Genomic DNA, 23,287 nt, shown 5'->3' with positions numbered 1-23,287 from the left:
GGAAAAACGTGTTTTTGAGGTGGACAATGATACCCAAACACTAAAAAGGCGGCCTTTTCACAAAGACCGCCCTCCCATTGATTACTTGCCGTGCATCATGAAATCCTATCTGACCATGATTTTCACAGTCCTCTTCGTGCCATCTTCCATCCGGTCTTCGCGGATGTAAATGCCGCGCCGTCCCGGGGCAGACACGCGTACACCGTCAATCGTGTACCATAACGTATCTACGACCTTCTGCGTCCCTTCTGCCATCACATCATCCACGGAATCCACAAAATCGTCCGGTTTGTTCGCATCACCATCACCCAAATAATACAAGCGGAAATTATCGAAACAAAGCCAGTCGTTCTTGACGTATTCATTTTTGCGTACCCCTAAGACCACATCCTGGCCTTCTTCCGAAACTTGGAAACTGAAAATCCCTTCATACTCGCCCGCCTCGAAAGCCGTACGTGCCCCGACACGGGAATCCACCGTGCAATGGTAGAGGAGTTGCGGAGAATCGGGGAACAAGGAATCTGCCAACACGCGGTCTGACGTATCATATTTATATTCGCTCACTCCGTCGAAAATGGATTGGAACTTCTCGCTCCACTTGCCTTGCCCCACTTCCACATAAGCCTCCGCATGCCATGAATCGACACTGTCACGGCGGGCCAACGCTGCCGATATGAGCTCACCGGCACGGTAAAGCCCGTTGTACACCACACGGTAATACCCTTTCGGGAGATGGTACAGCGTTTGATGCAAGTCGCACGACTTCGTGTCGTAAAACTCATAGACCAAGTCCTGATTCTCGGCCTTTCCGCCCACCATGGACGAGACCCATCCGTCTGAAGCATTCACATCCCCACCTTCTTCATCCTTATCCGAAAAACTCGGTGTCATGAGCACTGAAGTCATGTCCAACGGGGTGTCGATTGAAGCGGAAGCCAAATCCATGTGGCCGACCACCATATTGGCATAGGCTTTAGTTATTCTTACATTATAATCCTCTATCTCGGCAACCGACTCGAAAACAGCATTCTCGTTGCTTTCTATCTTTCCTAAAAGTTCTATTATCAAAGCTTCGAACTCATCAAACTCCGGTGTGCCCACATAATCGGAATAACCTCCGTCCTCGCTCTGCATCTTGGCATCATGCCCGTATACTGTAGCCTCCAAGGCAGACGCAGCCTCAAGTGCTTCTTTGCCCATGGCGATAGCGGCATCCAACGATGCCATTTGCTCTTTATAGGTTTCCAACGTCAACTGGTCGAGTACTGCCGAAGCCGACTCTACCGCTGCCGACAATGTTTTCCGAGCCTCACGCGTAGTAAGTTGCAGTTCCTCGTCGCGCATGGCTGCGGCTTCCCCTATCAGGGCACTGATTACCGATTTGGCACCACTCATATCCTCCGCTCCAAGATATTCCACCTCGAAATGGTCGAAAAGCGCCCAAGCAGCCTTTAACTCGGCTCCGGCCATCTTCACTCCTATGCGCAAGCGGCCATCGTCCGTCACATAGCAGTTCACCGTATTCCGATAATTGTCGGGAGACAGGCCGAAAATCTCATGCGCAGAAGAAGTCCCGTGACAGAACCACATGCCGTCAACGGCAGGATCGCCTGTTTCAAAGACTTGTTCGCAATTGCCCGCAATGTCTTCCGTTTGCGGATATGCCAGCACATGATGGAGCTTCACGGACACATCGTTTCCGAAAAGGGAAGCTTTCACCTCGTTAAGCCCATCCCCTTCTGTCCCCCAAGAAGCCTGCCAGCTTTTGTCCGTGGAACTCGGAGAGTAGAACCCTTGCATGGTTATCTTATATGTTCCCTCCGGAAGACCTGTCACTTCCTGATACATTTCAAAATCTGTACCGTTCCAAACCTCGGCCACCTCGTTGGAATTTTTAAACTCCCCGTTCCCGGTCTTTGTCCATCCGGTATTGTCGGAAGTGAAATCCGGATTGACAAACAATCCCGTCACATCGGTCGTCCCACCATTTCTCAATAATTCCAATACGGAATACTTAAATATCCGGTCCGCACGCGACTGGATGCTGTCCACTTCATTGGGATTGAAAGTGCAACGCTCATAAGCCTCCAGCAAGCCGTCCAAAAAAGCTTCATAACCCTCCAAGCCGTTTTCGGAATAGGGATTCTCTTCGTAAGCCTTTTCCAATTCCAACCGTTGGGCATTCAAACTCTCATAAGCGGAAATATCCAATGCCAAAGAATCCATACGTGCCTGCACCACATCGATTACCTGCCTCAAATCCTCATCTTTTATCTCCTGGTTTTCCGCCGCAGCCTTGGCCGCCTGAATCGTTTCTTCATATTTCTCCTTTCCTACATTACTGAAAGTGACATGAGCCTCCGTATATTCCGCATATTTTTTCTCTGCATCCGCTATGGATTCAAGCAAGGCATCACGGAAAGTAGCCGCACCGGATTTCCCATAATACTGCAATGAGAAATTACTTACCATCGTCCAATTGGAATTACAATCCTCTACCACCAAGCCTATCGTGGCCGTCCCACCGATAACTGAGAAATCTACCGTATAAGGAGCCGCATAGGCACTTCCGTCCGGAGACGGCACATTAGCTTCAGTACGCTTCTCGCCCGCCAAAGTCTTGGCGACCAAAAAACGTCCTTCGGGCTGCATCCCCGTCACATTCGTCAGGATATATGCCTTCAACTGGTATTTACCATCCGGAAGTCCCGTCAAATCCTGCGTGACGGACCAATCCGGTTGGCGAGGCACCGAATTTTTGGAATTCCAACGTTGGAAACATGTCGTGAAAGGGACTCCATCCGAAGTCACAAACTCGCCTTTGGTATAACCAAAATTATCCTGTGCCCCTCCCGGTACGGCATCCCTTTGAGCCACCCAACCATTTGAGTTCCCGTCAAACATAGGATTGACAATCAACTCCGTCACATCCATCGGATTCTTCTCCGTGGCAGCATTATACTTGAAATCTATGATGGCCTGGGACAATTTTTCAACCGCTTTTTCCGTCTCTTCTGCCGTCGCGTCAGGGTTATCATATATGCCGACATACTCCGCATAATCCGTAAACCCTGCCTCGTCGGCTTTCTCCAACGCATCCTGTAATTCAAGTTTGGCCTTATAAGCTTCATAAGCCTCCGGAGTGACGAACTTCCAATCCAAACCTGCATTCATGTAACCGGCTGTCTCAGGATTAAGCACAGGATTCACCCCGGTTTCCCCTTCGTTGACGGCCACATAAGAATTTTTATATATGCCATCTGAAGCTTCCACCCCATACAATTTATCCCCATCTATAATTTTGATACGATAGGTTCCATTCTCTTGCGGCATAATCTGCCACAACATGTGCCCCTGTTTGTTATGGTCCACGCATATCACCATGGAAGCAGCCCTGATGAACAATTCGTGAAAACCGCCATTAGAGGGTGCATTTTTCATGCTTAAACGCCACCCTTTTTCAGCAGAATATTCGGAATCAGTTTCAGGTCGACGACTCAATTCGTAATCGTCTCCATAACTCAGAGTTATCTCCTGTCCTTCATCGGCCACCACAAGTTCCGTATTCCAATTGTTCTTGTAATTCCCGTTACACATAAATTTTTGGGTAGCCACATGGTAGATGTAATATATCCCACCGCCCGTTCCATCGGTCTTCAAGTCGGGCATGGCAAACTCCAACACCGGGTCGGCCCATTCCGCCGCCCACAAAGGCATAGTAGATGATGTGGCTCCACAAAGGGCTACCAACGCTAACATTTTGTTTTTCATAATCTTCATTTTAAAATTTGTATTGGATGAATTAAAAACATGACACATATTACTTTACTGAGGACACCATGATTTTCACGGCTTTTCCCTCGGTCTTTACGATATAAATGCCATCCGGCAACCGTTGTCCTCGTGACATTTGCCTTCCGTCAAGACCATATATGTTGTAATCCTCCGTACCGGACACTACGATACGGCCATCTTCTGCCCAAACCTTTACTTCAGGCTTCCGGACATCGTCGACCTTTGTTCCGCCATAATTCTCACTAATGGCAATCCATCCCATCAAGTCCCCGTTGGCTGCCGCATTATCCACAATATGGACTTCAGCGGTCTCATCCTTCTGGCGGATAACTTTCAGACCAGTAGTCAACAACAAGCTTGCATCGGTTTCCGACGGAGACTTAACCTGCTCTGCTATCCGATACACCGAGGCTGAAGGATAATTATCGGTTTGAGGACCACAAAGGAAATAAGGATTCAAAAGGGAAACTGCCGCTCCACTGCCATCCAACAGGTTCACCGGACGGGACCTGCGCCCGTCCACTTTATCCACAGTATTCAATCCGACAGTCAACTTCTTATTCCCGTCCTCTATCCAAGCTTCACCGGGCGTGGCGGCCACATAGCACAAAGGCTGTCCGGCAAAAGTTTCCAACGTCCCGTCCAAAGCGGCTTGCCGGGACAATTTGACAGCAAAGCCTTCATGGGTCACATTCCATACTTTCACCATATAAGGATGCACCTTGTAACGGGACACGACGTTGGCTATCACCACCGGAGTCACTCCTTCAGGAAAAGGTGTTTCAAAGCTGACCCAGACACTGTCTTCCGTAACTTTCTTCGGGGTTTCACCTACTTCCATCATGACATCGCCATACTGGTGGTGTCCTTTGGAAAATACCATGAAGTCCACCGTCTCAGGCTCTGTGACAGTCTGCACATAATCGCCTTCATTCCACGGGAAAGCCCAAAACGAGAATTTATCATAAGCCACAGACACCACGGTTCCGACCGGAACCGTCTTAGGATTATTATACGACACCAACCCCATGAAAACAGCCGACTCTTCCGTTGTTCCGGCATCGAACGTCGTATTGGTTTCTTCAGTATCCGTAATCCGCAACGTGCCATACTGCAATCCGGGTGATCCTTCCGCACCGACTAATGAAACGGACTTCCCTTCCGTCAGACGTTCGTTCCCGTCCATATCGTAATTATGTATACGGTAAGTATACGTCCCCTTTTGGAAATCATCAGAAAAGACTTCGTTATACACATAAGTTTCCTTTTCCGACGATTCATACTTCCGCACTGTCTGCCATTCCCCACCATCGATACTGAGTTCCAATAAGGTAGAGTCTGTCAGTTCCATATTCTTATTCGTCCATTGAACCGTCAGCTTTTGAGTTCGTTCTGTATAAACCACATCAAAACCTTCCGGAGCGTTATAAACGACCTTCGGAACATATTCATAAGCCTTCTTATAACCTATACCGGGGTTCATTTCCGCATAATACTTCCCTGCAATGGAGAGATTTCCTCCCGAGAATAATTTGGAACAGTTCCTTTCATGGTTCCAATAAGAATAACGTTCCACATAAGGCCATTTGTTCAACTTGTCCAATATGGGTTTCAAGCCGTCATAGTTCTTTTGCTGATTCTCCTCGGAAAAGGAATCCCGATTGTCGGCTACGGCAAAGATTCCCGCCTTACCCCACGATGATCCCCAAAGGAATTCGGAAATCCAAATGGGACGGTGGAAATCATTGTACCACTTCTGCAAATCATTAAAATGGCTTTCAGTCCAATAACAATGCAAATCCACGATATCGCAGCGCCATCCTCTTTTGTCTATCTCATTCAAGAAATTACGCAACCATGAAGTCCCCCCGTCATGATAAGACGGCGAACAAAGGCGCATGCCCGTTGCCATGAGTTCCTCCCAATTGGCCAACACTTGCTCCACTGTAGCCGGTTGGTCGTCATTCGGATTCGCGGGTTCATTGTTCGTCTTCATGTGAGGGGAATATGTAGCTTTCCCCAAAGCCGTAGGAGATGGATAAGTCTCATGGATATGATGAGGCACACATTCATAATCCGCTCCCATGTCATAGCCCACACCCCAAGTATAGCACCAAGAAGAATTAAGCATGCTGTTATTCCCCTTACCGGTATCACTGGCTAACCCCTTTTTCTGGGTATCATTCCACTTGAAAATGCGATAAGACGAAATATGCCGGTCAAGTACCTCAGGCAAAACCGCAATTTCCAAATCCGCATCATCCGCAATGAAGCATCGGCTATACCCGCGTCCACCCGGATTGTTGGCAAATGTCACCATATAGCCACGCTTTAACTTGAAACTCCGGATACGGTTGTTCAGCTTTTCCTCCGTCAGAGTATTCATGAATCCTCCTGAATTTTCCAAACCGAAATCATTCACCGATTCCCCACCGAAATTCTGTTCGGAATATACAGTCAAAGGTTTCAGGTCTTTGGCATAAGGCATGATGATTGCCCCCTGCGCATACATTTTCACCTGGCAATTTTCCCCATCCACGGCCGGAGCCCCGTCTATATCAATAAATCCCAAGAATGACAGTGCTGCACTCGGACGTATATTCTCCAAGATAACCACGGCATGTTCCTTGTTCTTGATATTGACACTTCCGGTCACCGTAAAAGGCTCACTTCCGGTAATGACATAGTCTATATCCTCTGTCAATACCACAGATGCCGTCACTTGGCCGATTTTCGTGACCGTATTCTTCGCCGGAACGGAAGAAGACAAGACCACCAACATCGCAAAAGAAAGTAACTTGTTCTTCATAACTTCAATGTGTTTTAAATGGAACATATCCCTCCACAAATGGAAAAGACTTGTGCAAATGTACCCCTCGGTGATATTTACGAGGTGGACTTTCATCTTTTTCGGGTGGATTATCAAACAAGAACTACGAAAAAGGCTTCATTTCATCTCCCGACACCTTAAAAAAAGCGTATCTTTGCTTCATTAAAACCATTGACCCAATGAAAAGCAAGAACTTCTTTTATCTGATCCTACTCATTCTTTCTTGTGTAAGAGTACAAGCCAAAACAAATGATCTCCTTTGGCGTGAAAGCCAAAAGTTTTCTACCATTGGGATAAACGAAGGTTTACCACATAACTTCGTAGAAGACATCTTGAAAGACAGCAAAGGTTTCCTTTGGTTCGCACTCTACGGAGGCGGCGTATGCCGATATGACAGCTATCAGTTCATTTCGTTCAATTCCACTGAAAGCGTCCGACACATTCAAAACGATTTTGCAAAAGCCATTTGCGAAGACCTGCACGACAGGCTATGGATTGCAGGGGACAACGGATTGGAATGCCTTGATACTGAAAAACTAATATCCCTAACCTTATCAGCATCCCCTGCACTTGCTTGGGATTCGTTACGCAGCCAACCATGCCACTCCATCTATTGCGACAGAAAAGGAAACTTGTGGGTTGGAGGCAGACAAGCAACTTACAGAATCAACTTTACCTCTGACGGGAACATTGCAACCATTCAAAACTTTCCTTTCATCCATAACAAAGACATCATAACATTTTATGAAAACGAAAAAGATATTTTATGGATCGGATGTTCCGAAAACATATACAGAATAGACCTACGGCATCCGACCTCTTCCGTCTCCCTCTTTGCCAACCTGCCAAGAAACTGCCGTACGCAAGCATTGTACCAAACTGGAAACCATTTTTGGGTGGGCACATCAAACGGTCTTTTCCTATATGATTCCAAAGGCAACCATCATAAGGAATATCACTCTTCAGCTCCTTTCCATTCTTTAAGTCAAGACTACATCACTGATATTGCAGAAACACCAAACCAGACCTTGATTGTATCTACCCTCAAAGGACTGAACATATACAATGAACAAACGGATAAATTTGAGCAAGTAGGTTATGAATCTTTCCAAGACGAGAAGTCGGACTTCATTTTCTGCAACTTCATTAATTGTTTGTTGGTTGACGGAGAAACCGTATGGATAGGTACAGAAGCCGACGGACTGATGAAAGCTGTCCCCAAAAGACTAACTGTGACAAACTATATCCACTCTGGTGACTTACCGCAAAGTATTTCTCCACAGACCGTCAACGCCATCTATACGGCAGATGACGGTGAGGTATGGGTGGGTACGGTAGAAAGCGGACTCAACCGTATGACCTCACCGGGACAATTCACACATTACACCATGAAGGATGGCTTACCCAGTCACACAGTAAGCTGCATTACAGGATACGGTTCACAGCTATGGGTTGGAATGTGGGGCGGTGGAGTATGCAGTGTGGAGCAAACTCTTTCAGGAAAGGTGAAATTCCACCCATTGTACGACAATACACACCCTGAACTTGCTTGGGCTAGCACTTGTGCCATCCAATATGACAGTCTCAATCAGACGCTATGGATTGCCACCAGCAAATCCGTTTATACATACCATGTCCCTAGCGAGAAAATAGATGAACCGTTTAGGAACCAAAAACTTGGAGGTATGCAAACGGGTAACGCGGGAGCATGTATAGACCGTCAGCACAATTTGTGGTTAGGATTGACAGCCGGCCTTTGCCGCATCGACTTAAAACGCTTCCACCAAGGAAAAAACGTCTTTCAGCTATGGCCGTACCAATTGAATAATCCCCAATCACATGATAAAGAAAGAATCACATTCGTAACAATAAGCTCCGACAACCGTATTTTAGTGGGCACAAACGGTAACGGCTTTTATATCGGAACCCAAACGATAGACGGTACATACACCTTTCAAAACTATTCTACTCGTGACGGGTTGGTAAACAACCACGTGAGGGGAATATTGGAAGACAATACAAAAAATATCTGGATTTCCACATTGCATGGACTTTCATGCTTCTTTCCACAAAAACAGTGTTTCCAAAACTATACCTTGGACGACGGATTAGCTTGTAACCAATTTTACTGGAACGCGGCATACAAAGGAAGAAATGGAGAACTGTATTTTGGTAACATGACCGGACTCTCTGTAGTCTCACCGGCTTCACAACCTTCAATCCTACAAAAAAAATTTCCCGTCGTATTCACCCATTGCCAAACCTTACAAGGTGAGGTACAAGTAAAAGACGGAGTCGTTGAAATACACGAGCGTGAAAAATTCATCTCCATTGAATTTGCCACACTGGACTACAACGTCACCCCACAAGCCGCCTATGCCTACCGACTCAAAGGCTTTAACGACCAATGGACCATCACGGGAAAAGACAACCGTACCATATCATACGCCAACCTTCCACCGGGTCAATACGTCTTGGAAGTACGGTACGCCACAGACGGTATACACTTCGAATCCGGTTCGGAAGGAAAGATGGCATTGCACATCACTCCTTACTTTTTCAGAACCGCATGGTTCAGAATCATAAGTTGCCTGTGCCTTATCCTAATCCTATACCTTATATATATGTGGCGCGTACGAACGCTAAAGCTACAAAAGAAAGAATTACACCAGAAAGTCGTATCACGCACACAGAAACTGAAAACACAAACTGATTTGTTGGCACAACGTACACAAACGTTGGAAAAACAAAACGAACTGCTTAGCCGACAGAAAGCTGAAATACTCGACATGTCAAAAAGAATACAAAACCTGACAGCCGAAAAATTGGCCTTTTTCACCAACATCACACATGAATTCCGTACTCCTTTAACACTCATTATCGGCCCCGTAAGGCATCTTTTAGAGACCAATACCGATATAGAAACCAACAAACAATTACAGATAGTAGACCGTAACAGCCACTATCTACTCTCTTTAGTCAACCAGTTATTGGACTTCCGTAAAGTGGAAAGTGGCAATATGAAGATCACGCTCCACGAAGGATACCTATTACCGCTATTCCAAAACTTGAAACTCCTATTTAGCGCTTATGCCGCTGAAAAAGGCCTAAGAATACAATATTATTTCCATTTACCGGAATGTACCGTCTCTTTTGACGAAGACGCACTTCATAAAATCCTGTTCAATTTAGTGTCTAACGCGATTAAATTCACTCCCAAAGGAGGATGTATAAAATTGTTCACCAAGACCCTTACCTCCACTTCAGGTTCTTTACTCTTTGTAAGCGTATGCGACACAGGTCCGGGTGTTGCTGAAAAAGATAAAGAAATGATATTCCAAAGATTCTACCAATCAGATAAGCGACCTTGTACATCAATAAATGGCCAAAGCGGCACAGGCATAGGTTTATATTTATGCAGACAACTCGTACAACTGCAAGGAGGACAAATATGGGTCGTAAACAATCGGACCGCCGGTTGTTCTTTCCGGTTCTTACTTCCCCTGCACCTTATTGAAGCATCTCCATCTACAAGGGTACAAATATCCCTGCCCAAAAGCCCGGAAACCCATAAGAAAATGATGGAAACGGAGAAAAGCTCCATAAACCTGCTCATCGTGGAAGACAACAAGGACATGCGGGAGTATTTACATACCATCCTATCGCCCTATTATCACTGCCTGGAAGCATCGCAAGGTAAAGAAGCACTCGACATCTTGCACACGCAGCACGTTGATTTCATCTTAAGCGACTTAATGATGCCTATCATGGACGGAATGGAACTATCCCGTCATGTAAAATCGGACTTTTCCATATCACACATCCCCTTCCTGATTCTGACAGCCAAAACTTCCGAAACGGCACACATCCAAAGTTTCGAGTTTGGAGTGGATGCATACCTGACCAAACCTTTTGACGAACACCTGTTATTGACCCGGATAGAAAACTTACTCAGAAACCGCAAAAGGCTTCAAGAGAAATTCGCATATCACATGATAAGCGAAGAATTACACATCAAAGCAGGTACTCAAGACCAAGCATTCATGGACAAGCTCTTAGACCTCCTTAAAAAGAATTATTCCAATGCTGAATATGGCGTGGATGAATTCTCCGTCGACATGGGTATCAGCCGAAGCCTATTATACAAAAAAACACAAGAACTGACCGGTACTGCCATAGGGGAACTCTTACGTAACTATCGCCTGAACATAGCTAAAGAAATTCTCATAAGCAAAACCGGACATACCTTAAACATTTCCGAGATAGCCTACCAAGTCGGCTTCAACGACCCGAAATACTTTACCCGTTGTTTCACCAAACACTTTAACGTACCTCCCAGCAAGTTCACCGGAAAATAAAAACGGGGAATGCCCTTTTATGTGCATATTCCCCGTTTTTATCCATCAGTTTATTTCTGCCCCCTTATCATCTCTCGCCCGCCGCTTCATCTCGCGAGCAGACCATCTCTTCAGGCGTTTGTATTCCTTTTTGGTCAACCTCATGAAAGAACCGTGCTGCGGTGCCTCCACTCCTTCTATGGTGACAGGGGAATGGAAATTCTGCATACGTTCATCTGCCTGACAGATACGGTATTGCCGGGGTTTCGTGGAATACTGGATATACGCCACCCGCCAAGTACTGTCGCCTATCAGTTGGAAAGCCGAACATCCTTCGCATTTCCGGTTGCCCTCAAAACGTACATAGTCCGTTTCGCTCTTAATCCGGTAAGGCCCTGTCAGCTTGTCAGCCGTGGCTGCAAAAATACCCGGCGTACCGCCTTCCTTTTTAATCAACATGTGATACTTGCCATCGGCCGGGACATAATTAATGTCCGCGTCAATCGTAGCATATCCCCAGTCGAACATCAAGCGAGGTTTGGTCAGCGTCGTAAAAGAATGGTCGGCATAAGAATAATACATCCGGTCATACTTTTCTTCCTCCGGATTCCACAAAGAATAGTAAATCATATATCCGCCTTTCTTCCCGTCCGGCCACACGTATGCAGGATCCCAAAAAATCTGCGGAGCCCAAACCCGCTTTATCCCGGCATAGTCACGATACACATCAGGAGAATCCGGATCGGAAAAGACGGAGGCCCCCTTGCAGAAATCGAAAGCCACGGATTCCCAGTGTATCAAATCGTCACTGCGGAGCAAGTCTATCCCATGGTTGAACCAGGAACGGCTCTTGCGGTTGCTCATGTCCGTCGTCACCATCACGTACCCCTTGCCGTCGTACGTCCTGCAAATATAAGCATCGCGCGCCCCTCCCTCTATCGGGGAAAGCTTCTCTACGTCGTACACGGGTCCTCCTCCCAACAGGTCTTCGTAATGCAAGCCGTCCCGGCTCAAGGCGTATGCCGTCCATTCTCCACGTCCGCTCATGTGACAGTATAAATAACCGTAATCTCCCTTTTGAAGATTCTGTGCCGCAAGCGGGGCGCATGCCATCCACGCTGCACAAGCCCCTATCCACCATTTATTTCTCATGTTTCTTTCTGTTTTTGACCATAAAAAAAGCCGCTGCACAGAATCACTTCTCCACAGCGGCACATAACGGTGTAAAAACTACCATGATAAAATTTGAATATTAACCCACCGTTATTCTTTTATCTGTATGAAAGACTATTTCTTACATACGTTCCAAGGTTTGATTTGCTTGAAGAAATCGTTGCCTTTGTTGTCCACCAGGATAAATGCCGGGAAGTCTTCTACTTCTATTTCCCAGATGGCTTCCATCCCCAACTCGGGGTATTCCACGCACTCGATGCTCTTGATGTTGTTCTGCGCAAGGATGGCAGCCGGACCGCCTATAGAACCGAGGTAGAAGCCGCCGTGCTTCTTGCACGCATCGGTCACTACCTGACTGCGGTTTCCCTTAGCCAACATAATCATGGAACCGCCGTGGCTCTGGAACAGGTCTACATACGGATCCATACGGTTGGCCGTAGTCGGCCCCATGGAACCACAAGCCATGCCCGCCGGAGTCTTGGCAGGACCGGCATAATATATAGGATGATCCTTGATGTATTGCGGCAAGTCTTCGCCACGGTCGAGGCGTTCTTTCAGTTTGGCATGGGCAATATCACGGCCTACGATAATCGTACCGTTCAAAGACAAACGGGTAGCCACCGGATATTGGTCCAACTGTGCCAGAATCTCTTTCATCGGACGGTTCAAATCCACGCGTACCACATCGCCCTCGCCCGCCTGACGCAACTCTTCCGGAATCAGTTCGCCCGGATTGCTGTCGAGTTTTTCAATCCAGATACCGTCCTTGTTAATTTTACATTTGATATTACGGTCGGCCGAGCAAGACACGCCCAGACCTACCGGACAAGACGCACCGTGGCGTGGCAAACGGATGATGCGCACATCGTGTGCGAGGTACTTGCCGCCGAACTGTGCACCGAGACCAATCTTATGCGCCTCTTCCAAAACTTGCTTTTCGAGTTCCACGTCGCGGAATGCTCGTCCCGTAGCATCACCCGTGGTCGGCAGGTTGTCATAATAATGAGTAGAAGCCAACTTCACGGTCAGCAGGTTCTTTTCAGCCGACGTGCCGCCGATAACGAATGCGATATGATAGGGAGGACACGCAGCCGTACCGAGGCTCTTCATCTTCTCAATCATGAACGGCACCAAGGTGGCCGGGTTGAGGATGGCTTTCGTCTCCTGATACAAATAAGTCTTATTGGCAGACCCTCCGCCTTTGGTCACACACAAGAAACGGTACTCCATACCTTCGGTGGCTTCGATGTCGATTTGTGCCGGAAGGTTGCACTTGGTGTTCACCTCTTCGTACATGCTCAACGGGGCATTCTGGCTGTAACGCAGGTTTTCTTCGGTATAAGTCTTATAGACACCTTTCGACAAAGCCTCTTCGTCGCAATAACCGGTCCACACTTGTTGGCCTTTTTCGCCGTGGATGATGGCTGTGCCCGTATCCTGACAGAACGGAAGAACGCCCTTGCATGCCACTTCCGCATTGCGAAGGAACGTCAAAGCCACGTATTTGTCATTGTCACTGGCTTCAGGGTCGTGCAATATCTTCGCCACTTGTTCATTATGGGAACGGCGCAACATGAACGACACATCGCGGAACGCCGCGTTTGCCATCGCCGTCAATCCCTCGGGAGCCACCTTCAACACGGGGTACCCTTCAAACTCGCCGACCGACACATAGTCTTTGGTCAGCAAATAATATTCAGTATCGTCCTTGCCCATCTGGAACATCGGAGCGTACTTGAACTCAGGTGCATTTGCCATAATCGTTTTTGTTTTAAATTGAGACATTTTCTGTTTCGTGGAACAAAGATAGTGCAAATCGGGAGCAAAATGCCAAAATCAACTGGAATATTTTGCCGAGATGCTACCTATTTCGCCCGAAAGGCTGTTGTTTCCCCGACCCTATTCCCCTTCTTCGTCATATTTCTCAAAGAGAAAATCATTATAAGGGTACTTCTGCACGTGAAGCTCGCGCACCTTGTCGTACAACACTCTCTTCAAATCCTCCAAGTTGGTCTTCTCACGGGCTGAAATGAAAATACAGTTGTCGTTACGGCGAGCCATCCATGTCTTCATCAGGTCGTCCAACGACACGTTTTCCTTTGTGGCCGGTGTCAAATCGTCTTCATCCTTCTCCACCCAACTGTAAGCGTCTATCTTATTGAACACAATCATACACGGTTTGTCACTGCAGCCCAAGTCGCCCAACGTCTTCTCCACCACCTGAATCTGGTCCTCGAAGTCGGGATGGGCGATGTCTACCACATGCAACAGCAAGTCGGCCTCGCGCACCTCGTCCAACGTGCTTTTGAAAGAATCCACCAAGTCGGTCGGCAATTTACGGATAAAACCGACCGTATCGGACAGCAAGAAGGGCAGATTGTCAATAATGACCTTACGCACCGTCGTGTCCAGCGTAGCAAACAGCTTGTTTTCGGCAAACACGTCACTCTTCGAAAGCAGGTTCATCAGCGTGCTTTTCCCCACGTTAGTGTAGCCCACCAAAGCCACCCGGATCATACGTCCGCGATTGCTCCGCTGTGTCGTCTTTTGGCGGTCGATTTCGGCCAGACGTTGCTTCAGAAGCGACATCCGGTTCAAGATGATACGGCGGTCCATTTCCAACTGCGTCTCGCCCGGGCCGCGCAATCCCACGGAACCCTTTCCGCCTCCGGAGCCGGAACCGCCTCCCTGACGCTCCAAGTGCGTCCACAAACGTTGCAGACGGGGCAACATGTAACGGTACTGGGCTAGCTCCACTTGCGTCTTGGCATTCGCCGTTTGGGCGCGCATGGCGAAAATATCGAGAATCAACGACGTACGGTCGAGAATCTTGACTTTCAGTTCCTTTTCGATATTTCGTAATTGTTTGGCTGAGAGCTCGTCGTCGAAAATCACCATACCGATTTCACGCTCAGCCTCTTCTTCCGCCTCTATGTATGTACGGATTTCTTCCAACTTCCCCTTGCCCACATACGTCACGGAGTTAGGGCCGTTCACCTTCTGCGTGAACCGCTTCACCGTCACGGCACCGGCCGTATGGGCCAGAAACTCCAGTTCATCCAAATATTCGTTCGTCTTGCGTTCGTTCTGCGTTTGCGTAATCAAACCGACCAGGACCGCCGTTTCGGCCTGTGCGTCGGAAATCACAAATTCTTTCATTCAAAAAACTTTCTTTATTCGGCAACAAAAATACATAAAACCCCGTTGGAAAACAAATAGAAAGGGAAGGAATTTAAAAAAGCAAAAGAGGCTGCGCAAACGCAACCTCTTTTCCATTCATTTAAACCTAAAATGTGTCCTGCACAGGCCATTCCTTCCTAGCAGAAAAAACGGCCTTATTTTACTTGGATGACCAGATACTTACTTACGCTCCAGAACGTTTCGGGCGCGGTAATATGCAACACATATTGCCCCTTGTTGTCTTTCTCCAACTTATAAGAACCGGCCGGATGGTTGGTCAGCAACTTGGCACTCTTGGAATACAACTTGATTTCCTTGTCGTAACGGATATCCACTTTCGTGAAATAATCCTTATTGAAGTCATCACCTTTCAAGACATCGCCTTTCTGCAAGATTTTCTGTTCTTTCAATTCCGACTTCGTACCAAACACGTACCACGCCGTGTGAATCTGCTTGTCCTGATCGGCAACAGTCTGGCTCTTAGCCTTGTTTTCTTCCGTCAACGTATTCACGTTCTCGTTCAAATTCGTGATAGCTTCACCCTGTTGGGCAATCACGATATCCTTTTCTGCCAATTGTGCCTCTAACTCCTGCACCCTTTGCTTCTGGGCTTCAAGTTGGGCTGACAAGTCATCCACCATCTTTTTCAGTTTATCTCCCCCGATGCTACTCGTACGGAGCTTCTCTTTCAACTGGCTGATTTTATCCCGGTTTTGAGCCATGGCATCCTGAATGTACTGCATGTTCTCACGAATGGCTTGTTTGGAAGTTTCCGATTCCATATTTCCATCGTTCACGGTGATGCGTCCCTCCGCCTCATTAATGCGCCGGAAGCCCTCTTGAATCTCGTTCACCGTCCCCATGATTTCATTCAACTCGGTATCTTTGTCGTTGATGACTTGCATCAGCGAATCCCGTTCCTCGGCAAAAGCCTGGTCTTTCTTATTCGCCCCGTTGTTACATGCGGTCAAAGCCGCTGCACACATCACACATAAAAAAATCTTTTTCATACGTTTCTATTTTTTATTCGTTCGTATTCTTTTTCTTACTCTCTTTCTCTTCGCATCCGGCCAACACGATGACGAACTCTCCGCGCGGTTCCGTTTCTGTGAAATGGGCCAACACCTCTTCCAACGTTCCCCGCACGCTTTCCTCATGCACCTTGGAAATCTCACGGCACACGGCAACTTGGCGTTCCGGCCCGAAAGTCTCAACGAACTGTGTCAACGTCTTGACCAAACGATGAGGAGATTCATAAAAAACAAGGGTCCTGGATTCTGAAGACAAGGCCGCCAAACGGGTTGCCCGGCCTTTCTTGACCGGAAGAAAACCTTCAAAGCAAAAACGGTCGCAAGGAAGCCCCGAAGCGACCAAGGCCGGTACAAAAGCCGTGGCGCCCGGCAGGCAAACCACCTCCACACCGGCCTTTACGGCTTCACGCGCCACCAAAAAACCGGGATCGGAAATACCCGGAGTGCCGGCATCGGACACGACCGCTACCGTTTCTCCGGCATTTAAACGACTGACCACACTGCAAACCGCCTGATGCTCATTAAACTTATGATAAGACAACATTGCATTCTTTATCTCAAAATGCTTCAGCAGAATACCCGTCGTACGCGTGTCCTCCGCCAGTATCAAATCGGCTTCCTTCAATATGCGCAAAGCACGATATGTAATATCTTCCAAGTTCCCCACCGGAGTAGGTACCAAATATAAGATTCCCATCAGTCTACTGTCAATATGGACAAAAGTAAGAATAAAACATTATCCACTACGCTACACACGCCAATATTTAACAGATGTTTGCGAATTTGCCTCTTTTTTTATCCTATTATCCACCCTTAATTCTTATTTTTGCAGAGAATTATATCACAAACAATATCCGCACATGAGTCCGATAACCGAACGAAACGGGGAAATGATGCGCAGAGGACGGATTGAAGTCATCTGCGGTTCCATGTTCTCCGGCAAGACCGAAGAACTGATCCGAAGATTGAAACGGGCCGAGTTCGCCCGCCAAAGCGTAGAAATATTCAAACCGTCCATCGACACGCGCTATGCCGAACAAGACGTGGTGTCGCACGAAGGGAACTCCATCCCCTCCACGCCCGTAGATTCTTCTGCCAGCATCCTGCTGCTCGGTTCGGACACGGACGTAGTGGGCATAGACGAAGCACAATTCTTTGACGAGAACCTGATTGACGTATGCAACGAATTGGCCAATCGCGGCACACGCGTAATCGTGGCCGGACTGGACTTGGATTTCAAAGGAGTACCTTTCGGCCCCATGCCGGGATTGTGCGCCGTGGCGGACGAAGTGACCAAGGTGCATGCCATTTGCGTACGTTGCGGAGCGTTGGCCTACGTGTCCCATCGTACCGTCGACAACGAGAAACGAGTGCTTTTAGGGGAACAGACAGCATACGAGCCCCTCTGCCGTGCCTGTTACCAAAAAGCGATAGAAAAAGATAACCTAAAACATCAAGCCTAATTCCTGCCTCATCATGTTTGAAAAAGAAATAACGTTCGACCGGTTTATCCGGGGATTGATGGTCGTAGCCGGACTGGGACTATCCATATATGTCCTCAATCTGCTTAGCACAGTATTACTTCCTTTTTTTATAGCCTGGTTCCTGGCATATATGATTTATCCTACGGTGAAGTTCTTCCAATACAAACTTCATCTCCACAACCGAATCTTGTGTATCGCCATTACCTTATTACTAATATTGGCAGCCATAGCCGGCTTTTTTTGGCTCATCATCCCACCGGCCATTGCAGAATTCGTGAGATTCCGCGATTTAATAGCCGACTTCATCAAAGAAACAGGAAATTCCACCATAACCCGCAGTATCGAAATCTTCTTCCAACAGAATATCGATCAAAATGCTTTCATACGGTTACTGCATGAGAATAACGTAATGGAAGCGTTGAAAGTAGCTATCAACCAGCTATGGAGTCTGGTTTCGCAAACATTCGATTTCATCATTGCAATACTCGGTTTTTGCATGGTGCTCCTCTATCTTTTTTTCATCTTGTTAGACTACGAGAAATTATCTGAAGGTTGGATTAAGTTAGTCCCCAAACGCAGCAGGCGTTTTGCAGCGGAATTGGTAGATGATGTACAACACGGGATGAATTCATACTTTCGTGGTCAAGCCCTTGTCGCTTTTTTAGTAGGAATCTTGTTCAGCATCGGGTTTCTCATCATCGACTTTCCTTTAGCCATAGGCTTGGGAATGTTCATCGGCTTTTTGAATCTCGTCCCCTACATGCAGGCCATAGGCTTTATCCCGACTCTCCTGCTCGCTTTATTAAAAGCCAACGACACCGGGGAAAGTTTCTGGCTGATTTTACTTTCGGCTTGTATCGTCTTTATCGTCGTACAAAGCATACAGGATGCGTTTCTCGTCCCTAAAATCATGGGCAAGCTCATGGGATTGAATCCGGCCGTCATCCTGTTGTCGCTATCCGTGTGGGGATATTTATTAGGTTTAATCGGCCTCATCATCGCACTTCCCCTGACGACCCTCCTGCTTTCCTATTACCGTCGCTTCATAGAGCGGGACGAACGCAAAGTCATACTGGCCGAAGAAAGGCGATGCAAACGCCCTTCATCTTCCCAGGCCTTTTCAAGCGAATCCTCCGATACTTTCCCCCACAACACCACAACACCTAATCACAACGGTGAGTCCACGCCAAAAGAAGAACACATTCATGCTTCTGAAAGCGGTAAAGGCTCTTCCGTGGAGGGTGAAAAGGATTAAAAGACATCATCTCCACGAAAAAAAGCCCCCATTACGAAAAAAAACGGGCAAATCTTTTGCTATTCTCAGAAAAAGCCGTACCTTTGCACTCGCAATCAGGAATGATGCGCTATAGAGGTTGATTCGTTAGCTCAGCAGGTAGAGCACAACACTTTTAATGTTGGGGTCTTGGGTTCGAGCCCCAAACGAATCACTGAAAATAAAGCGGTTATCTAATTCGGATAATCGCTTTTTTCATGTTTAGACAATAAAGACAAATTCATATTAATAAATGCTCCGGAATCGCGTTCTCCTGCGATTCCGGAATCCCTCCTAAAACTATTTCAACTCCACCAACTCATATTGCTGACTGCCCAACCCGATTTGCTCGGCATAGTCCAACGTATGCATGCCGTGCCGGGAGTCGATGCGTTCAATCAGGTGTATCTTTCCATGGTCTTCCGAAGCACGTACCTGGTCCACACAAGCCCGGTCGAGCGCCACGGGGTCAAGCGAAGCCAGGATTCCGATGTCCCCCATCTTCGGGTCTTCAGGTGTAGCCACGCAATCGCAATCCACCGAAAGTTTGTTGGCCACGCTGATGTACAGGATGCGGTCTCCGCAATGGTCGGCCACAGCTTTGGCCGCTTCGGCCATCGACTCTAAGAAATCGTCCTGCGGAGGCAATTTGCCCCACACTTCTTTCACGCTCTTCGTTTTTCCGGCGGAATGGATGTAAGCTTTTCCCGAAGAAGAAGCAATACCGATGGAGATATTCTTGATAGCCCCACCGAAACCGCCCATCGGATGGCCTTTGAAATGGGATAACACTACGGTAAAGTCATATTCCGGATACGCCTTTCCCACAAAATCTTCCTTCAAATGCTTTCCCCCTTCCACGGGCAACGCGACTTCTCCGTCCGCATCCATGATGACTACCGGGGCTATGGCCGTAAAGCCGTGTTCTTTGGCCGCTTTCAGATGCTTTTCTGTATCGGAACGTCCGCCGCCGTAGGCCGTATTGCACTCCACGATAGTGCCGTCCACCTCCTGCACCAACCCTTTTATCAATGCCGGATCGAGGTAATTGTTATTTCCGGGTTCGCCGGTGGAAAGCTTCACCGCCACTTTTCCGGTAGCCTTCCGCCCAAGCGCTTCATACACTTTCATCAGGCTCTCCGGACTGATTTCTTTTATCATATACACCTTGGCCGGTGCTTTTTCCGACCGTGTCTCACAAGCAGTCCCCTGTCCCTTCACACCGGAAGCCCACAGGGAAAGACCTGCCCACGCGCAAACCACAAATAAAAACAAACGTTTCATGACCCTATATTAAAAAAAACTCATTTTACACTCCATTCCACCACTTCGCCAATCATCGGACACAAGACTTCTAGCGAGCTATCCTCAGCAAGCCTTCGGGCGTTCTCCAACGGCTCGTCCCAACGGTGGCGCGCTAACGCATATTTGGAATGATGCACCGTGAGCACCCGTTTGGCCCCCAAAGCTTCGGCTTCCGCATGCAGGTGTTTGGGCAACGTGTGGATATAACGCCAGTCTACGTTGTACTGCCCGTTCTCCAACACGGCCAGATCTATCCCCGGGAAACGTTTCCCGATGCCGGCATAATGCGCTCCATAACCGCCGTCCCCACCGATGTACACCTTACGCCCCGCCGCTTCTACCAAAAAAGACGCCCACAAGGTACGGTTAGACCGCAAGCCACGGCCGGAGAAATGGCGGGCGGGCAAGCAATGCACCGTAAAACCGCTGTCCGGCACCGCCGTCTCGTTCCAATCCAACTCCACCAACCGTTCCGGTTCATAACCCCAGTACTCAAAATGTTCGCCTACGCCCAAAGGGCACACCACCTTACGGACGCGCCCCTTCAACTGCGTCACCGTCCCATAATCCAAATGGTCCCAATGGTCATGCGTAATCACCAGATAGTCTATGTCCGGCATATCTTCCGGACGATAGATATCCGTCCCCGGAAAAGGCTTATTCAGGAAAGATACCGGAGCGGCACCGCAAAACACGGGGTCCACCAAAATACGCTTGCCGCCCAGTTGAAACAAATAGGAAGAATGCCCAAACCATACCAAAAGCTCCCTATCCGGGTCGAGTGCACGCAAATCTGTCTTCACCGACGGAACCGGATGTTCCGGACGCAATCCTTCCGGCGACTTTTTGAAAACGAAATCCAACATGGCTTCCCACCGTCCCTTTTCCGAAGTCATCAGGGGGGTAGGTTCCTGGTTACGGAACTCCCCGTCCCTGAAGTTCGGCGACCGCCTGATACGTTCCAACCGTTCGCCACGCGGCAAACGCCCGAACGACGGAGTCTGAAGGAAAAGGACCACAGCCACAATCGCCACGGCAATGACACACAATATGACGAGCAATATCTTTATCATTTTCTTCCGATACATGTCTTTTTTAAACTTTATCTCCTAATGTCCTGACAAAGATAAGCGTTCGCCCGGAAATATCCTATACCTTTTTTACTTGATTTACAACCGGAATTACTTCCCGGCCTTCCGAATGCGGATTCCGACCCTCATCCTTTCATCATCCTGACATACAGCCACCCCGGTATATGACGATACACCCAAGCAGCCAACCTCCAGCGCCGGGTAACATATACGACTTTACGCCGCCGGTCGATACCTCGTGCGATTTGCCGGCAAGCCTTGTCCACCGGAGCGACCCAAAACAGCCCCTCACCCTTGGCCATGTCCGTATCCACAAAACCGGGACGGATGTCTGTCACCCCTATCGGCAGCCGCCGTGCGGTCACACGTTGGCGCACCCCCTCCAAATAATTCATCTGGAAAGATTTCGTGGCATTATAGGCCGGTGCCGCCCCGCTGCCTCGCAAGCCGCCCACCGAGGTGACAGCCGCCAGATGCCCCTGTCCCCGGTTTTCAAAACACCGTATGGCCCAGTCCGCCACGCAAGTCCATCCCGTCACGTTCGTATCCAACGTACGACGCTCCACGGCGTAATCCAGCTCCGGATTCAAGTCTCCCGTCCCGGAAGAAAGCACCAGAATATCCACTCCTCCCAAGCGAGACGCCAAACGCTCCAATGCCACCGGAAGCGCCTCCGTGTCCGTCACATCACACACCTCTGCTTCAAACACATCCGGACGCGACGCACACAAGTCTTTCAAACGGCCCGACCGACGCCCCATCACTCCGATTTTCACCTCTCCGCGTTCCGCATACAAACGAGCCAATCCTTCACCGATACCGGACGTGGCTCCCACAATCAAAATTCTCTTCATGGTCGTTTACGTTTTATTTCCACTTTCGATTTTCGGGCAAAGTTAAAAGGGAGCCACCGGATTTTCCTTGAAGTATTTCAAGAAATTCCGGACTTCAGCAATTTTTTCCGGATGGCACTCACCGTTTCGGGCGTCACCCCGATAAACGAAGCGATTTCTTTCAGCGGACGCTGTTCTTTCAGTTCGGGATAACGCCTCATCAAGTCCATATAACGCTCTTCGGGCGTACAACAATAACTGTCCATCAAACGGCGGTAGGTCATGACGAACAGTTGCTCGGCCACGATGCGCCCCAAACGCTGATGTTCAGGAGACATTTCCCAGTAACGCCTCAGCTTTTCGTAAGGCAAGACGTAAAGCGTGCTTCTCACGATAGCCTGCACGTCTGCCAACGCCGGACGGCCACAAAGGCACGAGGTGTATTCGGCCACGAAACTGTCGCAGAAGCTATACCCGACGATATGCTCCCCACCTTTCGTGTCCATCCGCACGAAACGGAACATGCCGTCTTCCACATAGGCCACACGCCCCGACCGTTCGCCTTGCCGCACAAAATAATCCTGCTTTTCCAATATCCGCCGCTCCCCTTGTTCCAAAAAGAACCGTTTCATGGCCGAGAGGTCCAGCTCTTCCATATAATAATCATTTATCGCATCCATGCCGCAAAATTAATATTTTCCGTGCATGCCCGCACATTTATCCCACCCCAATCTATCAAATTGTCAAACTAGCCGGTGCAGGATTGCACCATTCGGACACAAAGGAAGGCACGAGCGGGAAAACGCGATTCTCGCGGAACGGGAAGAATGCACAACGCCGACCGTTTGCCTCCTTCCGCTTACTTTTTGTCCGTCCGGATGCCAATCCGTGCGCACAGGCAAAAGACACTCGTCAACGAGACAGGGTATTTCCATGACATCCTGCTTCCCCTTTT

At 48.3% G+C, this 23,287-nt stretch carries 14 protein-coding genes and 1 tRNA gene; 4 read left to right on the top strand and 11 right to left on the bottom strand.

The genetic code is table 11. From position 1 onward, the window contains the following. Positions 1 to 105 precede the first annotated feature (105 nt). Together AC5RDV_RS00185 and AC5RDV_RS00180 are read right to left on the bottom strand one after the other, a co-directional pair. The gene (locus tag AC5RDV_RS00185) at positions 106 to 3,771 is read right to left on the bottom strand and encodes a hypothetical protein (RefSeq protein WP_282747598.1); all 3,666 of its coding nucleotides are present in this window, start codon (positions 3,769 to 3,771) and stop codon (positions 106 to 108) included. Positions 3,772 to 3,820: 49 nt separating this feature from the next. Further along, entirely contained in the window at positions 3,821 to 6,604 is a 2,784-nt protein-coding gene (locus AC5RDV_RS00180; RefSeq protein WP_282747599.1) for a glycosyl hydrolase, read from the bottom strand. 353 nt (positions 6,605 to 6,957) lie between these two features. On the opposite strand from AC5RDV_RS00180, the gene AC5RDV_RS00175 reads away from it, so the two are divergent. Further along, positions 6,958 to 10,983, top strand: a complete 4,026-nt coding sequence (locus AC5RDV_RS00175; RefSeq protein ID WP_282747600.1) for a hybrid sensor histidine kinase/response regulator transcription factor — start codon at positions 6,958 to 6,960, stop codon at positions 10,981 to 10,983. A 45-nt stretch (positions 10,984 to 11,028) separates the two neighbouring features. Here AC5RDV_RS00175 and AC5RDV_RS00170 read toward each other — a convergent pair whose 3' ends face one another. The 5 genes from AC5RDV_RS00170 to rsmI all read right to left on the bottom strand — a co-directional run bounded on the left by AC5RDV_RS00170 (position 11,029) and on the right by rsmI (position 17,043). Then, positions 11,029 to 12,114, bottom strand: a complete 1,086-nt coding sequence (locus AC5RDV_RS00170; RefSeq protein ID WP_282747601.1) for a glycoside hydrolase family 43 protein — start codon at positions 12,112 to 12,114, stop codon at positions 11,029 to 11,031. 135 nt (positions 12,115 to 12,249) lie between these two features. Continuing rightward, positions 12,250 to 13,893 carry a fumarate hydratase gene (locus AC5RDV_RS00165; RefSeq protein ID WP_282747602.1) on the bottom strand — a complete coding sequence of 548 codons (1,644 nt, stop codon included), beginning with the start codon at positions 13,891 to 13,893 and terminating at the stop codon, positions 12,250 to 12,252. Between the two features lie 141 nt (positions 13,894 to 14,034). Further along, a complete protein-coding gene (gene hflX, locus AC5RDV_RS00160) occupies positions 14,035 to 15,294 on the bottom strand; it encodes a GTPase HflX (protein WP_008629673.1) in 1,260 nt (419 codons plus the stop codon). Between the two features lie 176 nt (positions 15,295 to 15,470). Further along, complete coding sequence (locus tag AC5RDV_RS00155) at positions 15,471 to 16,325, bottom strand: Cbp1 family collagen-binding glycoprotein adhesin (protein WP_008629672.1); 855 nt, start codon at positions 16,323 to 16,325, stop codon at positions 15,471 to 15,473. Positions 16,326 to 16,338: 13 nt separating this feature from the next. Further along, the gene (gene rsmI, locus AC5RDV_RS00150) at positions 16,339 to 17,043 is read right to left on the bottom strand and encodes a 16S rRNA (cytidine(1402)-2'-O)-methyltransferase (protein ID WP_008629667.1); all 705 of its coding nucleotides are present in this window, start codon (positions 17,041 to 17,043) and stop codon (positions 16,339 to 16,341) included. A 163-nt stretch (positions 17,044 to 17,206) separates the two neighbouring features. Between rsmI and AC5RDV_RS00145 the strand changes: the two genes are divergently transcribed. The 3 genes from AC5RDV_RS00145 (at position 17,207) to AC5RDV_RS00135 (ending at position 19,278) form a co-directional block, all read left to right on the top strand. Beyond that, positions 17,207 to 17,809 (top strand): thymidine kinase, encoded by a 603-nt coding sequence (locus AC5RDV_RS00145; protein ID WP_130893998.1) that lies wholly within the window; start codon positions 17,207 to 17,209, stop codon positions 17,807 to 17,809. Between the two features lie 13 nt (positions 17,810 to 17,822). Beyond that, positions 17,823 to 19,085, top strand: coding sequence for an AI-2E family transporter (locus AC5RDV_RS00140; RefSeq protein ID WP_008629664.1), 1,263 nt, complete (start codon positions 17,823 to 17,825; stop codon positions 19,083 to 19,085). A gap of 120 nt (positions 19,086 to 19,205) precedes the next feature. Continuing rightward, positions 19,206 to 19,278, top strand: a tRNA-Lys gene (locus AC5RDV_RS00135). Positions 19,279 to 19,403: 125 nt separating this feature from the next. On the opposite strand, the gene AC5RDV_RS00130 is transcribed toward AC5RDV_RS00135, so the two are convergent. From AC5RDV_RS00130 to AC5RDV_RS00115, 4 genes are all read right to left on the bottom strand, one after another. Continuing rightward, the gene (locus AC5RDV_RS00130; protein ID WP_282747603.1) at positions 19,404 to 20,387 is read right to left on the bottom strand and encodes a DUF362 domain-containing protein; all 984 of its coding nucleotides are present in this window, start codon (positions 20,385 to 20,387) and stop codon (positions 19,404 to 19,406) included. 20 nt (positions 20,388 to 20,407) lie between these two features. Beyond that, complete coding sequence (locus AC5RDV_RS00125) at positions 20,408 to 21,496, bottom strand: MBL fold metallo-hydrolase (protein WP_282747604.1); 1,089 nt, start codon at positions 21,494 to 21,496, stop codon at positions 20,408 to 20,410. Between the two features lie 128 nt (positions 21,497 to 21,624). Then, a complete protein-coding gene (locus AC5RDV_RS00120; protein WP_282747605.1) occupies positions 21,625 to 22,353 on the bottom strand; it encodes an SDR family NAD(P)-dependent oxidoreductase in 729 nt (242 codons plus the stop codon). 77 nt (positions 22,354 to 22,430) lie between these two features. After that, complete coding sequence (locus tag AC5RDV_RS00115; protein ID WP_282747606.1) at positions 22,431 to 23,012, bottom strand: Crp/Fnr family transcriptional regulator; 582 nt, start codon at positions 23,010 to 23,012, stop codon at positions 22,431 to 22,433. Between the last annotated feature and the right edge of the window lie 275 nt (positions 23,013 to 23,287).

The organism is Paraprevotella sp. (genome assembly GCF_986071375.1).
The sequence above is the reverse complement of the archived record's forward strand: the minus strand, read 5'-3'. Positions and strand labels throughout refer to the sequence as shown.

What these genes read in the sequence shown, in the direction of transcription:
- AC5RDV_RS00185 (WP_282747598.1), bottom strand. Translation starts at nt 3,771, where the DNA reads ATGAAAAACAAAATGTTAGCGTTGGTAGCCCTTTGTGGAGCCACATCA.
- AC5RDV_RS00180 (WP_282747599.1), bottom strand. Translation starts at nt 6,604, where the DNA reads ATGAAGAACAAGTTACTTTCTTTTGCGATGTTGGTGGTCTTGTCTTCT.
- AC5RDV_RS00170 (WP_282747601.1), bottom strand. Translation starts at nt 12,114, where the DNA reads ATGAGAAATAAATGGTGGATAGGGGCTTGTGCAGCGTGGATGGCATGC.
- AC5RDV_RS00165 (WP_282747602.1), bottom strand. Translation starts at nt 13,893, where the DNA reads ATGGCAAATGCACCTGAGTTCAAGTACGCTCCGATGTTCCAGATGGGC.
- hflX (WP_008629673.1), bottom strand. Translation starts at nt 15,294, where the DNA reads ATGAAAGAATTTGTGATTTCCGACGCACAGGCCGAAACGGCGGTCCTG.
- AC5RDV_RS00155 (WP_008629672.1), bottom strand. Translation starts at nt 16,325, where the DNA reads ATGAAAAAGATTTTTTTATGTGTGATGTGTGCAGCGGCTTTGACCGCA.
- rsmI (WP_008629667.1), bottom strand. Translation starts at nt 17,043, where the DNA reads ATGGGAATCTTATATTTGGTACCTACTCCGGTGGGGAACTTGGAAGAT.
- AC5RDV_RS00145 (WP_130893998.1), top strand. Translation starts at nt 17,207, where the DNA reads ATGAGTCCGATAACCGAACGAAACGGGGAAATGATGCGCAGAGGACGG.
- AC5RDV_RS00140 (WP_008629664.1), top strand. Translation starts at nt 17,823, where the DNA reads ATGTTTGAAAAAGAAATAACGTTCGACCGGTTTATCCGGGGATTGATG.
- AC5RDV_RS00130 (WP_282747603.1), bottom strand. Translation starts at nt 20,387, where the DNA reads ATGAAACGTTTGTTTTTATTTGTGGTTTGCGCGTGGGCAGGTCTTTCC.
- AC5RDV_RS00125 (WP_282747604.1), bottom strand. Translation starts at nt 21,496, where the DNA reads ATGTATCGGAAGAAAATGATAAAGATATTGCTCGTCATATTGTGTGTC.
- AC5RDV_RS00120 (WP_282747605.1), bottom strand. Translation starts at nt 22,353, where the DNA reads ATGAAGAGAATTTTGATTGTGGGAGCCACGTCCGGTATCGGTGAAGGA.
- AC5RDV_RS00115 (WP_282747606.1), bottom strand. Translation starts at nt 23,012, where the DNA reads ATGGATGCGATAAATGATTATTATATGGAAGAGCTGGACCTCTCGGCC.